The organism is Streptomyces sparsogenes, from assembly GCF_001704635.1.
GTDB lineage: Bacteria > Actinomycetota > Actinomycetes > Streptomycetales > Streptomycetaceae > Streptomyces > Streptomyces sparsogenes.
Genome location: NZ_MAXF01000024.1, coordinates 19,109 through 31,888, shown reverse-complemented (window position 1 = coordinate 31,888; position 12,780 = coordinate 19,109). Strand labels below are relative to the sequence as shown.

Below are 12,780 nucleotides of genomic sequence, written 5' to 3'. Positions count from 1 at the left end.
GGAAGCCTGCGGGGTGGCTGTTACCCGGCCGCATCACCGCCGTTTCCCCGAAGCAACGCTGCCCTCAGCGCGCCCCCTCAGCCGCTGTGAGCCCCCGACCCCGGCCCCGAACCCGGCCCCGGCCCCGGCCCCGGCGCCGGGTCGCCGAGCCGCAGCGGAAGCTCCTGGGGGCTGTTGCCGACGAAGCTGGGGTGCGGCACGAGCTGCTCGTCGGGGACGGCCAGGTCCAGCCCGGGGTAGCGGGTGAACAGCGCGTCCAGGGCGACCGTGGCCTCCAGCCGGGCCAGGGGCGCGCCGAGGCAGTAGTGGGCGCCGTGGCCGAAGGAGAGGTGGCGGGCGGCGTCCGGGCGGGTGGGGCGGGTGACGTCGAAGCGGTCGGCGTCCGCGCCGTGGGCGCGCGGGTCGCGCCCGGCGGAGGTGTAGGAGACGAGGACGGGGCAGCCCTGGGGGATCACCGTGTCGCCGACGGGCAGGTCGCGGGTCGGGTAGCGGAACGGGAAGAAGCTGACCGGGCTGTCGTAGCGCAGGGTCTCCTCGACCACATCGCCCCAGGACGCCTCGCCGGCCCGCACCAGCTCGAGCTGGTCGCGGTGGGCGCACAGCGCCCGCACGGCGTTGGTGATCAGGTTGAGGGTGGTCTCGTGCCCGGCGATGATCATCAGCAGGAGGGTGCCGATCAGCTCCTCCTCGCTGAGCCGGTCGCCGTTCTCCTCGCGCGCCGCGATGAGCGCGCTAATCAGGTCGTCCCCGGGGGAGCGCAGCCGGGCGGCGGCCACCTTGCCCAGGACGGCCAGCATCTCGCGGTTGGCCGCCAGAGCGCGCTCGGGGGCGGTCCGGGTGCCGACGATGTCGTTGGACAGGGCGTGCAGCCGGTCCTGGTGCTCGGGGTCGACGCCGAGCAGCCGGCAGATGACGCCCATGGGCAGCGGCAGCGCGAAGTGGCGGCGCAGGTCGGCCACGCCGTCGGGGGCGGCCGCGGCGGCCTGGGCCAGCCGGTCCAGGAGGGAGGCGGTCAGCTCCTCGACGGCCGGGCGCAGCGCCTCGACCCGGCGCGGGGTGAAGGCGCGGGTCACCAGGGACCGCAGCCGCCGGTGGTCGGCGCCGTCGGCGGTGGTCATGCCCCGTACGGTGGCGAAGGTGGCCAGCGGCCAGCCGGGCGGGATCTCACCGTCGCGCAGCGCGGCGAAGTGGCGGGCGTCCTTGGCCACGTCGGGGTGGGCGACGAAGTCCCTCAGCTCGCCGTGGCGGGTGATGGCGTAGGCCGCGACCCCGCCGGGCAGCAGGACCGGGACGGCGGCCCCGCGCTCCCGCAGCCGTTCGTTGACCGTGTGCTGGCCGGCCCCGGTGGGGTCCAGCCGGTGGGGCGCCGGGGCGGCGTGCGGTACGGGGCATCGGCCGTCGGTCATGGCGAGTCTCCTGAGTCTGCTGCCGCGAGCTGGGGGGCGGTGAACCGCACCGGCAGCCCGGCCAGGTTCTTGGACCAGGGCGAGGTGATCCAGGAGAGCTGGTCCTCCGGCACGGCCAGTTCGAGGTCCGGCAGCCGGTGCCGGAGGGTGTCCACGGCGGTCCGGGTGATCAGCCGCGCCGGGTCCTGCGCCGGGCAGGTGTGCGGGCCGGCGCTGAAGGCGAGGTGCGAGCGGTTGCCGACGACCGGCCGCCCGTTCTCGGGCAGCACCTCCGGGTCGGCGTTCGCCCCCGCCAGGCCCAGGATCAGCATGTCCCCGGCGCGGATGTGCTGCCCCCCGAAGCGGAGGTCGCGGGTGGCGTAGCGGCCGGGGAAGTTGGCGGTGGGCGGATAGCGCCACAGCACCAGGTCCAGCGCGTCGTCCACCGTGAGGTGGCCGCGGGTCAGCGAGGAGCGGAAACCCGGGTCGGTGAGGAGGATCCGCACGGTGTCGGCGATCCAGTTCACGGTCGTCTGGTTCCCCGCCACGATGATCACCACGAGGTTGTGCAGCACCTCCTGGTCGCTCAGCCCGACCGGGTGCCCCAGCAGCCAGGACGTCACATCCGCGCCCGGCCGCCGCTTCTTCCGCTCGATCAGCTCCAGCAGGATGGAGCCCATGCGCCGGTTGGCGCCGGTGGCGGCGGCGGTGGGGGCGACCACGGCGGCGATGGCCTCGACCAGCCGCGGCCCGCTCTCCTCGTCGAGGCCCAGAATCTGCGTGACGACCTGCAACGGGAGCAGCCGCGCGTACTGCGGCACCAGATCCGCCTCATGGCGGTCCGCGAAGCCGGCGATGAGCCGCTCGGCGGTGGACCGCACCATGCGGATCAGCTCGTGCCCGTCGAGCCGGCCCAGCGCCTCGGCGACCGCCGAGCGCATCCGGCGGTGCTGCTGGCCGTCGGCGAACAGCAGCGCCGGACGCCAGCCGACCATCGGCATCAGCGGCGAGTCGGGCGGCACGCGGCCGTCCCGCAGCGGGGTCCAGCGCCGGGGGTCGTGGGAGAAGTATTGCTCGTCGCGGGTCATATGGAGCAGCTCGCGGTGGCCGAGCACCAGCCACGCCTCGATGCCGGGGGCGATGGCGACGGGCACGACCGGGCCGTGCTCGCGGCGCATCCGCTCGTACAGCGCGGACATGTCGCCCCGCAGCGTCGGCCCGTACAGCGGGACCGGGGTGGGCGTCGCGGCCCCAGCCGTCCCAGCGGCCCTCATGACGCCTCCGTGGCGGTCTCTATGAGATGGCTGACCAGCGAGATCAGCGCCTGGACCGAGGACTTGTGCTCCCGCGCGTCACAGATGACCAGCGGGGTGTGCGGGAGCAGGTCGAGCGCGGAGCGCAGATCGTCCTCGCTGTGCAGCACACTGTCGGGGAAGGCGTTGACCGCGACGGAGAACGGGACGTCCAGGTCCTCCAGATGCCCGATGGCGTCGAAGGACGCCTCCAGGTCCCGGGTGTCGACCAGCGCGAGCGCGCCCAGCGCGCCGCGCGCCAGGTCCTTCCACGCGGGGAGGAAGCGCTGCTGGCCCGGGGTGCCGAACAGATAGAGCACCAGCTCGCCGCCGAGGGTGATCCGGCCGAAGTCCAGGGCGACCGTGGTGGTGACCTTGGACGGCCGCACGGCGGTGTCGAGCCGGGCGCCCGCCTGGGTCATGGTCGCCTCGGTGGACAGCGGCTTGATCTCCGACACCGTGCCGATCAGCGTGGTCTTGCCGACGCCCATGGGGCCGACGACCAGGATCTTGGCCGCGCCGGACACGCTGGACTGCACGTATATGACGGGTGTGTCGGACAGATCGTCCGCGTCGTCGGTGTCCTTCACGTCGTCCATGTTGTCCACGTCGTCCACACCGTCCATGTCATCCGCGCCGTTCGCGCCGTTCGCGCCGTCCCTGTGATCCGTGTCATCCGCGTCGTCTGCTCCGTCTGCGTCGTCCGTTCCGCCTGTGTCGTCTGTGTCGTCCGCTCCGTCCGCGATCTCAGAGCTTGCTCTCAAGCCCATGGAGCACCTTTCTCAGCAAGTCCATATCGGCACGCTCGACGACCCGGACCGGCGGGCGCGCCACGATGTGCCCCCAGTCGATGAGATCGGCCAGCAACACCTGCACCACGGTCGGCGGCTGGCCGAGGTGCGCGGCCACCTCCGCCACCGACAGCAGGCCCTGGCAGAAGTCGACGATCCGCCGGTACTCCGGCTGGAGATCCGGCGGCGGCACGCTCCCCGAGGCCATGACGAGCGTCTCCCACGGCAACTCCGCCCGTGAGGAACCCGCGCGGCCACGTGTGATCACATAGGGCCGCACGGCCGCGGTGGTCCGTTCCTCTCGGGGCTCGGTCATGACGCCGGGTTCATCGGCTCCCGGGGAAGGCTGCTCAGATGGGCGCCGATCTTCGCCACCAGCAGCTGCATCTGCTGGGCGACCAAGCCGACGTCCGCCTCCGTATCGGTGGCCACCCCCAGGGACGCGCCCTGGCCGGCCGAGGTCAGCAGCACGAACCCCCGGTCCGACTCGACCATCAGCTGCCGCACCCCCGCCTCGCCCCCGAATAACAGCGCCGCCGTGGAATGCCCGGTCACCGTGAGCGCCGCGCAGGCGGCGGCCAGCGACTCGGCCTCCGCCACGTCCAGCCGGGGGACCTCGCCCGTCAGCCCCTCGGCGGAGCCGTGTCCCATGCGCAGACCGTCCTCCGAGACGACGACCGCGTGCCGCACGCCCGGGATCTGCGTCAGCGGACGCAGCATCCATCCAACGTCCGGCAGTCTGGATATGGTTCCGGCCACTACCGGCCTCCTTCTCGATCCGCTCGGTCCTGTCGGTCCTGCTGGAGCTGTGGGTTCTGCCAGTCCTGCCAGTCCTGCCGGTCCGCGTTCCGTGGTGTGTCAGCCGCTTCCGCGCGTCCGCGGCGGGTGCCGGACACGACGTCGGCGATCGAGGCCCGGGCGGCCTCGGGGGTCCACGGGCCCGCGGCGGAATCGGTGCGAGCGGGAGCCAATTCGCCCCCGGCCCCGTCCCCGGCTCCGTTCCCGTTCCCGCCCCCGGCTCCGCCCCCGCCCCCTGGCGGCTTCGGGGCCGGACGGCGGCGGCTGCGCCGCTGCGGCAGCCCGCCCGCCCCGGAGCCACCGGCCCCGTATCCGGCCCCCTTGTCGGCCCCGGCGCGGGCCGGCGCGGTCGGGGCGACCGCGGTCTCGACGACGACCGGCTCCGCGTCCACCGCGGCGCCCACGCCCGGCGCCTCGCCCGTGGGCTCGGTCAGCAGCCGGTGCGGTACGAAGACCACCGCCCGCGTCCCGCCGTACGCCGACGCGGTGGACAGCTCCACACCGAAGCCCAGCTCCCGCGACCACCGCCCGACACACGCGAGGCCCAGCCGCGGCACGGCCCCCAGCTGCGCGAGGTCAAGACCCTCCCGGAGCTGGGCCACGGCCTGCGCCAGCACATCGGGCGGCATGCCGAGTCCGGCGTCGTCGATCTCGATCACCGCGCCCGCGGCCACCTCCCGGACGGTGACGGCGACCTGGGTGCGGGAGGGGGAGAAGACCGTGGCGTTCTCCAGCAGTTCGGCGACCGCGTGCATCAGGCCCTCGACGGCGGGCGCCACCGCGTACAGCGTCTGCCCGCCGTGCACATCCACCCGCTCGAACTCCACGATCCGCGACTGCGCGCCGCGCACACAGTCGAAGAGCGTCACCGGCCGGGTCTCGCGCCGCGCGGGCCAGATCCCGCACATCACCATCAGCGTCTGCGCCTTGCGGGTCATCTGGGCCGCGGCGTGGTCGGCCTTCATCACCTCGGCCATCACGGCCGGCTCGTCGACCCGCTGCTCGAGGCCGTCCAGGACCTGCTGCTGCACCACCGCCATGGCGTGCATGTTCCGGGCCACGGACTCGAAGGACGCCTGGACGGAGTCGCGCAGGATCCGCTCCCGGCGGGCCGTCTCGTCCAGCTCGGCCCGCACGGCGGACAGCCGCGCGACCTCCTCGCCGCGCTCGGCCGCGAGGGCCCGCTCCCGCTCCGCCGCCGCCCGCTCCCGCTCCGCGTCGGCCCGCGCCTCAGCGGCGACGGCCCGCTCCCGCTCGGCCGTCGCACGCGCCTCGGCGACCGCTCTGCGCAGCTTGGCGGCCCATAACGAGGCCAGCAGCAGCGTCAGTACCAGCGATACGGACGCGACGACGATGACGGCCACCGTCCCCGACAGCACCTTCCTGCACCTCCACCCGGGACGCGGCCAAGAACGGGCAGATACTACTGACCAACTGATCAGTTGTGTCCGGTAGTTGTCAAACTTCCACGTTCGGCCTACGGGCTCTGCACGGCGGCGAGCAGTCAGAGTCTCGTCTCGCACCTTGCGCAGCCGAAGCGGTCAGCCGGTGGTGCCCGTGAACCCTTTTCCTCCCATCAGGCAAGTAACGGTGACCGGTCTGTGCGACGAAAGGTGTCCGCGGTGTTCATCCTCCGCTGCTCGATGGCGGCGCTGACTCGTCTGACCAGCCGGGTTCGGCTTTGGACGGGGTTCCCCGCATCGGCCGACGACGAATTCGGCGAAGCGGAGGACTGGCCCGTCCGCCATTGCGACGACTGCGGCCGGACACGGTTGTCGGAGGCCTCGGAGGACGGTTTCCACACCTGTGTCTTCTGCGGTTCCGTCGACGTCGACGGCTGACCCCCGGTCCCACATGCAGATCATTCCGAGAGGTCAGGACACGTGAAGAAGCAATCCGAGCCAGGGGCGCCGCCGTCCGAGGACTCGCCGTGGAGCGCCCAAGCGGCGGCGCTCCTTCGGCAGAACCCCGAGACGTCCTGGTGGGTCGGCGTCTACCGGCGGAGTCTGCCGGTCGGCACCCGTCGAGCGCTCGCCCGGCGGTTCTCCCCCGAGTTGCGCAGGCAGGTCAAGCGGCACCTCGCCGCCCTACCGACGTCCGCGTCCGGCGTGGGCCGGGTACGGGCCGCCCGCGAACTGCGGCGCCTCGGGGGCCTGCTCACCGGCCCGGACCGGGCGTTGCACAGCGTGCGGGGTGTCCCCAAGGTCACTCTGGTCCGCCAGACCGTCTCGCCGCTGCAGGCGCGCGGCGACAACCTGGCCGCGGTGTGCGGGGCCCTGGACGCGGCGCACGTGGACTACTTCTGTGTGCGCGGTGTCCGCGACGGCTCCGCCGTGGTCGCGGCACCGGCCGAGGACCGTTCCCGTGTCCTCGATGCCCTGGCCGAACTCTGCGCGCACCTGCCCGGTTATGTCTCCGCCATGGACGGGCGGGCCCGTACGCCCCGCTCCTCCGAGCCCGGCTTCGACCCCGCCCCCTGGCAGAAGCTCGCCACGGCGGAGGTGATCCGCATGACCTGGTACCACAGCGACCCCACCGGTCGGCTGGTGCTGGGCCCCGAACACGGCTGCGACGTGGAGTTCTGGCCCGCGGACGGAGACCGGCTGCTCGCTCCCCGCCCGAACCGGGTGGCCGATCAGGTGCCCCGCGGCGACGCGCCGCAGCGGGTCTCCGACTCGGTGTTCACCCGGCTCGCACCGACCGCGGGCCGCCCGCTGCCCGAGGTGCGCACCCGCCGGGAGTTCGCCGCCCCGCGGCCCGATGACATCCGCTTCCCCATCGACGTGGTCTACACCTGGGTCGACGGCCAGGACCCGGCCTGGCTGCGCCGCCGGGCCGAGGCCGCGGGGGAGGCGTACCACGAGGAGGCCGCGAACGCGGCGCGGTTCATCAGCCGCGACGAGCTGCGCTACTCACTGCGTTCCCTGCACCAGAACGCGCCGTGGATCCGCACCGTGTTCCTGGTGACCGACGACCAGACACCGTCCTGGCTGGACCCGGACGCCCCGGGGCTCCAGGTGGTCAGCCACAAGGAGATCTTCACCGACCCGAGCGTGCTGCCGACCTTCAACTCACACGCCATCGAGAGCCAGTTGCATCACATCGCCGGTCTGTCCGAGCACTTCCTCTACTTCAACGACGACGTTTTCCTCGGCCGGCCCACCACCCCGCAGGACTTCTTCCACGCCAATGGGCTGACCAAGTTCTTTCCCTCCCCCGCGCTGATCCCGCCCGGCGAGCCGTCCACGGAGGACGTGCCGGTCTCGGTCGCCGGGAAGAACAACCGGGCCCTGCTCCGGACCCGCTTCGGCTCCGTGATCACTCAGAAGATGAAGCACACCCCGCACCCGCTGCGGCGCAGCGTCCTGGAAGAGATCGAGACCGTCTTCGCCGACCGTCACCGGGCTACCGCAGGCCATACGTTCCGCAGCATGGAGGATCTGTCCATAGCCTCCTCGCTCCACCACTACTACGCCTTCCACACGGCCCGCGCGGTGCCCGGCAGCCTCCGCTACGCCTACCTCGACCTGTCGCACCCGGACACCGCGACGCGGCTTGCCACGTTGCTGGCGCGCCGGGATCGCCAGGTGTTCTGCCTCAACGACACCGTCTCCGGCGAGCAGGACATCGACGCACAGCAGGCCCTGCTCGGACCGTTCCTCGACGCGTACTTCCCCGTCCCCTCTCCGTACGAGAAGGGCGCGATGCGCTGATAAACCGGCGCATCGCACTGGCTAGGCTCCTGATCATGCCTGACATATCGCTGGTGACGTTGCTCCTGCTCTGCCTGGCCGCGGCCGGGGCCGGCTGGATCGACGCCGTGGTGGGAGGCGGGGGCCTCCTCCTGCTGCCCGCCATGCTGGTCGGACTGCCGCACTTCCAGCCCACCTACATCCTCGGCACCAACAAGGCGGTCGCTATCGTCGGCACGACCGGGGCCGCCATCACCTACACCCGCAAGGCCCCGGTCGACATACGGCTCGCCACCCGCATCGGCGCGGCCGCCCTCGCCGGCGCACTCGGGGGCGCCTTCCTCGCCTCCGGCATCAACAGCGGCGTCCTGCGCCCGCTGATCATGGTGGTCCTGCTGGCCGTGCTCGCCTTCGTCCTCCTCCGCCCGGCCTTCGGCACCGCCCCGGCCCCGGCGGGCCCCGTGAGCCGGCAGCGCGTGCTCGCCGCGATCCTCGCCGTCGGCCTCGGCATCGGCTTCTACGACGGCCTCATCGGCCCCGGCACCGGCACCTTCCTGGTCATCTCCCTCGTCGCCACCCTCCACATGAACCTGGTCACCGCCTCCGCCACGGCCAAGGTCGTCAACGTCTGCACCAACTTCGGCGCGCTCGTCACCTTCGCCGTCCAGGGCACCGTCCTGTGGCGCATGGCGGCGCTCCTCGCGCTGTTCAACCTGGGCGGCGGGATGCTGGGCGCGCGGATGGCGCTCAAGCGCGGGAGCGGGTTCGTCCGGGGGGTCCTGGTGGTCGTCGTGGTGTCGCTGGTCTGCAAGCTGGCGTACGACCAGTGGCTGGCGTGAGCCGGCCCTACTGTCCCAGCTCGGCTTCGGTGTAGTAGCCCTCGTCCACCAGCAGCCGGGTGTTGGACTTGTCGATGCTCACCGGCCGCAGCAGACGGGAGGGGACCCGCTTCTCGCCGTTGTCGTACGACGTGGTGGCGTTGGCCTCCGGCCTGCCCCCCGTGAACATCGCGTCGCCCGCGTTCACGGCGGCCTTGGCGAGCTTGCGGGTGTCCTTGTAGACGGTCTGCGTCTGCTCGCCCTTGTTGATCGACTTGACCGAGGCCAGCTCCGCGTCCTGCCCGGTGACGATCGGGTACGGACGGTTCTTGAAGCCGTAGCCGTCGGCCTTGAGCGCGGAGAGGATGCCGAGGGACATCCCGTCGTAGGGCGAGAGCACCGCGTCGACCCTGGCCTTGACGTATGACTCGCTGAGCAGGTCGCTCATCCGCTTCTGGGCGGCCGCGCCGTCCCAGCGCTCGGTCGTGAGCTGGTACAGCTGGGTCTGGCCGCTGCGGACCACGAGCCGGTGGTCGGCGAGGTACGGCTTGAGCTTGTCCATCGCGCCGTCGAAGAAGTACCGGGTGTTCGGGTCCGTGGCCGCGCCGGCGAACAGCTCGACGTTGAACGGGCCCTTCTCGCCCTTGTCGAGCCCCAGCTTGCGGACGATGGAGTCGCCCTGCAGCCGGCCGGACTCGCGGCTGTCGAAGCTGACGTAGTAGTCGACCGCGTCGGTGTTCAACAGCGGCAGGTCGTACGCCATGACCTTGATGTCCGCCTCCTCGGCCCGCTCCAGCACGCCGGACAGCGAGGCGCTGTCGATCGGGGCGACCACCAGCAGCTTGTGCCCCTTGGCGATCATGTTGTCGAGCTGCGTGGCCTGCTGGTTGGCGTCGCCATTGCCGTACCGGAGGTCGACCGTGTAGCCCTTGGCCTCGAACTGCTTCTTCATGGCGGTGCCGTCGGTGATCCACCGCTGGGAGTCCTTGGTCGGCAGCGCCAGGCCGATGGTGATGCCCTTGGTGCCGCTGTTACCGCTGCCGCCGCTGTTACCGCTGCCGCCCGTCTTCTTGCCGGCGGTCTTGTCATCGGACCCCCCGAACGGCCATGCCAGCACCAGGCCGGTCACGACGCAGGCCAGGACCAGGGCCCCCGCGGCGACGAGCACCCCTGCCCTGCGCCGGGGGCGTGAGGGGGGAGGCAGGGGCGGACGGTGAGCCGTCTGCGTGGTCATGGACGCTGTGGGGGAGCGGAGCGAGGCCAGGGCCGCCGCTACGGTCGGGCGCCGGTCCGGGTCCTTCTCCAGCAGCCCCGTGATGAGCGGAGCGAGCCGCCCGGCCCGCCGGGGCGGCGGCGCCTGGTCGAACAGGACTGCGGTCAGCGACCCGGTGGGGGTGTCCCGGCGGAACGGCGAGACGCCCTCGACGGCCTGGTACAGCGTCACCCCCAGCGAGAACAGGTCGCCGGCGGCCAGCCCGTCGGTGCCGCGCAGCCGCTCGGGGGCCATGTACTCCACCGAGCCGATGACCGCCCCCGTGGCGGTCAGGGCGGTGTCGGCGTGGTGGACCGCGATCCCGAAATCGGCGAGCAGCACCTCGCCGTTGGCGGCGAGCATGACGTTGGCCGGCTTGACGTCGCGATGCACGATCCCCGCGTCGTGGGCCGCGCCGAGCGCGAGCAGCAGCCGCTCGGCGACGTTCGCGGCCTCCTCCACCGACAGCGGTCCGCGCTCGGCCAGCCGCTCCTCCAGCGAGCAGCCGTCCACCAGCCGCATGACGATCCAGGGGCGGTCGTCCTCGATGACGACGTCGTGAACCCCCACGATGTTCGGGTGGTCGCGCAGCCGGGCGGCGTTGCGGGCCTCACGCGCGGCGCGCGCCAGCCGTTCGGCCTGCTCGGTCTCGGACGCCGCCGGGGGCAGCCACAACTCCTTGACCGCCACGTCCAGCCGCAGGGTCTCGTCGTGCGCCTTCCAGACCCGCCCGAATCCGCCCGAGCCCAGGTGGGAGACCAGCCGGTACCGGCCCCCGATCACCTGGCCCGGCCGCGCGTTTCCTGTCACGGCCACTCTCCCCCTTGGTCACGGTCCAGAACGAGCAGACCACCCGTCGGCTCCTCTACGGGCCCTGGGTTCAGGCACTTTACTCGCCGACGGATCACGACCGGGCCACTCCCGCGCCCCGGGGCTGACCCGCGCCGCGATGAGTTTCCGTCGCCCGGCCGGTCTACCCCCACATGGACGAAGACTTCGGCGTCACCGGCGCCCACACCGAGGTGGAACTGCTCGTCGACGTGCCCATCGACGAGCTCTGGCCCGTGATCACCGACCTGTCGCGATACGGCGACTGGAGCCCCGAGTGCACCTACGCCGCCTGGCTGGACGGCTGGACCGGACCGGAGGTCGGCGCCCGGTACGAGGCCCGCAATCGCTTTCCGGACGGCTTGGTCACCCACGTGCTGTGCGTGGTGACCGCCGCCACCGCGCCGTACGCGTTCGGCTGGGACGTGTACGGCGGCGACCCCGAGACCCATGAACCCTTCGCCGCCTGGCGCTACGACCTGCGCCCCGCCGTGCGGCCCGTGCAGACGGTGGTCCGCCAGTCGTTCACGCACGGCCCGGGCGACAGCGGCGCCCGCGCGGCCGTACGAGCCGACCCCGCCAACGCCGCGGCGATCCTCCAGGGGCGGCTGGACCAGCTACGCCACAACATGAAGTCGACCATCGGGGCGATGGTCTGCGATGTCGTCCCGGGCCACCGAGCCGTATGACGAGGCCATGACGGCGGCGCCCGACCCGCTCGGCCGGGCGCCGCCACCGCTCGCGTCAGACCGGCGCGGCGACCGAGGCCCCGAGGTGCCGGACGAAGAACCGGACCGCGCTGTCGGCCTCGAACCTGGGCAGCTCCTTGTGGGCGCCCGTGTTCGCGTGCAGCGTCTTCTCCTTCGAGGCGAAGGCGTCGAACAGCGCGAGAGCGGACTCGCGCGGGATGTGCTCGTCGTCCCACTGCATGTCGAACTCGATCGGGACGGTGATCCGCCTCGCCTTCTCGGCCAGGGCGTCGGGCCAGTGGAGACCGAAGACCGCCGCGGTGATCCTCGGTTCGATCGCCACCAGCGGGACCCCGATCGCGGTGCCCATGTTGAGACCGAAGTAGCCGACCGGCCCGTCCGTGCCGATCTCCGGCAGCTCCTGGAGGGCGTCCAGGGTGGCCAGCCACTCGGGCACGGCGCGCTCCGCCAGCTGGGCGTTGTAGCGGACGACGATCGGGCCCTCCGGCTCGCCCGCCGCCCGCGCCCGGTAGAGCTCCGCGATCTCCTGCTCGTCGTAGGCGGTGCGCGGCCGGTCGCCGTGGCCGGGCGCGTCGATGACGGCGACGTGGAAGCCGCCGTCGGCCACGAGGCGCTGTGCGCGGCCGGTCATCGCCGGCCACCTCTTGTGGGTGCCGCCACCGTGGCCCATCAGCACCAGAGGCGCGCGGTCGGCGGCGGTCAGGGGCGACCAGAGGACCCCGGGCACCTCGCCCACGGTGAAGTCGCGCTCGCGCATGCCGTTCGACGAGGATTCGGAGGTGAACTGAAGAGAGTACATAGCGTGTTGCCTTTCGGGAGTGCCTTGCGATCGAGGCGCTCCCGGCGACGCGTATGTCAGTCGCCGACCGTGGTGAACAAGGGGAGCACCCATACGGTTACCGCGTTCATGGGTCTCACCTCCTCGGACGACGTCACGGTGAACCGGACGCTATCAGCCGGGCGCCGCCCGCCCAACCCCATTTCCGCCGGCACCGCCCCTGCCTCCCCCGGTTCAGGATGCTCCCCCGACCCGGTTGACCCGGTCGACCCGGTTGACCCGGTCGTACGCCGCGGCGCCCCACGACACCTTCGCGTTCGGCCTGCGGTCCATCCTCGACGGCTTCGAGGCCCGCCTCACCGCCGATCGCGGCGGCCGGCGCGAGTGACGGGCGCCCGGACCACGCCTGCGGAAAACCCGGACCACACCCGCGGAG

13 protein-coding genes and 1 pseudogene are annotated in these 12,780 nt (G+C 72.3%); 5 read left to right on the top strand and 9 right to left on the bottom strand.

The features are described from left to right. Positions 1-77: 77 nt before the first annotated feature. The 6 genes from BBH68_RS04755 to BBH68_RS04730 all read right to left on the bottom strand — a co-directional run bounded on the left by BBH68_RS04755 (position 78) and on the right by BBH68_RS04730 (position 5,645). A complete protein-coding gene (locus BBH68_RS04755) occupies positions 78-1,406 on the bottom strand; it encodes a cytochrome P450 family protein (protein WP_065959023.1) in 1,329 nt (442 codons plus the stop codon). Next, positions 1,403-2,659, bottom strand: coding sequence for a cytochrome P450 (locus BBH68_RS04750; RefSeq protein WP_065959020.1), 1,257 nt, complete (start codon positions 2,657-2,659; stop codon positions 1,403-1,405). The genes BBH68_RS04755 and BBH68_RS04750 overlap by 4 nt, the downstream gene beginning before the upstream one ends. After that, positions 2,656-3,276, bottom strand: coding sequence for a GTP-binding protein (locus BBH68_RS04745; RefSeq protein ID WP_079150811.1), 621 nt, complete (start codon positions 3,274-3,276; stop codon positions 2,656-2,658). The genes BBH68_RS04750 and BBH68_RS04745 overlap by 4 nt, the downstream gene beginning before the upstream one ends. 148 nt (positions 3,277-3,424) lie before the next feature. Further along, a complete protein-coding gene (locus tag BBH68_RS04740; protein ID WP_065959019.1) occupies positions 3,425-3,784 on the bottom strand; it encodes a DUF742 domain-containing protein in 360 nt (119 codons plus the stop codon). After that, entirely contained in the window at positions 3,781-4,227 is a 447-nt protein-coding gene (locus tag BBH68_RS04735; protein WP_065959016.1) for a roadblock/LC7 domain-containing protein, read from the bottom strand. The genes BBH68_RS04740 and BBH68_RS04735 overlap by 4 nt, the downstream gene beginning before the upstream one ends. After that, a complete protein-coding gene (locus tag BBH68_RS04730; protein ID WP_076970987.1) occupies positions 4,227-5,645 on the bottom strand; it encodes an ATP-binding protein in 1,419 nt (472 codons plus the stop codon). Before BBH68_RS04730 ends, BBH68_RS04735 begins: the two co-directional genes overlap by 1 nt. Positions 5,646-5,888: 243 nt before the next feature. On the opposite strand from BBH68_RS04730, the gene BBH68_RS04725 reads away from it, so the two are divergent. Genes BBH68_RS04725 through BBH68_RS04715 form a run of 3 tightly spaced genes read left to right on the top strand, consistent with a single transcriptional unit; the run spans position 5,889 to position 8,797 of the window. Beyond that, on the top strand, positions 5,889-6,107 hold the full coding sequence (locus BBH68_RS04725) for a hypothetical protein (RefSeq protein ID WP_065959013.1): 219 nt from the start codon (positions 5,889-5,891) through the stop codon (positions 6,105-6,107). A 42-nt stretch (positions 6,108-6,149) separates the two neighbouring features. Further along, the gene (locus BBH68_RS04720; protein WP_065959010.1) at positions 6,150-7,979 is read left to right on the top strand and encodes a stealth family protein; all 1,830 of its coding nucleotides are present in this window, start codon (positions 6,150-6,152) and stop codon (positions 7,977-7,979) included. Positions 7,980-8,014: 35 nt separating this feature from the next. Continuing rightward, positions 8,015-8,797: a sulfite exporter TauE/SafE family protein gene (locus BBH68_RS04715; protein WP_065959008.1), complete on the top strand. Its 783-nt coding sequence runs from the start codon at positions 8,015-8,017 to the stop codon at positions 8,795-8,797. A gap of 7 nt (positions 8,798-8,804) precedes the next feature. Here BBH68_RS04715 and BBH68_RS44425 read toward each other — a convergent pair whose 3' ends face one another. Together BBH68_RS44425 and BBH68_RS44420 are read right to left on the bottom strand one after the other, a co-directional pair. Beyond that, on the bottom strand, positions 8,805-10,010 hold the full coding sequence (locus BBH68_RS44425) for a substrate-binding domain-containing protein (protein ID WP_425428775.1): 1,206 nt from the start codon (positions 10,008-10,010) through the stop codon (positions 8,805-8,807). 36 nt (positions 10,011-10,046) lie between these two features. Then, a pseudogene (locus BBH68_RS44420) lies at positions 10,047-10,811 on the bottom strand (serine/threonine-protein kinase); the annotation flags it as partial. 200 nt (positions 10,812-11,011) lie between these two features. Between BBH68_RS44420 and BBH68_RS04705 the strand changes: the two are divergent. Continuing rightward, positions 11,012-11,545 carry an SRPBCC family protein gene (locus BBH68_RS04705; protein WP_065959007.1) on the top strand — a complete coding sequence of 178 codons (534 nt, stop codon included), beginning with the start codon at positions 11,012-11,014 and terminating at the stop codon, positions 11,543-11,545. A gap of 55 nt (positions 11,546-11,600) precedes the next feature. Here the strand turns inward: BBH68_RS04705 and BBH68_RS04700 are convergent, their stop codons facing one another. Then, the gene (locus BBH68_RS04700) at positions 11,601-12,365 is read right to left on the bottom strand and encodes an alpha/beta hydrolase (protein ID WP_065959004.1); all 765 of its coding nucleotides are present in this window, start codon (positions 12,363-12,365) and stop codon (positions 11,601-11,603) included. Between the two features lie 235 nt (positions 12,366-12,600). Here BBH68_RS04700 and BBH68_RS43960 point away from each other — a divergent pair, with 235 nt between their 5' ends. Beyond that, positions 12,601-12,732: a hypothetical protein gene (locus BBH68_RS43960; protein WP_281182463.1), complete on the top strand. Its 132-nt coding sequence runs from the start codon at positions 12,601-12,603 to the stop codon at positions 12,730-12,732. Positions 12,733-12,780 lie beyond the last annotated feature (48 nt).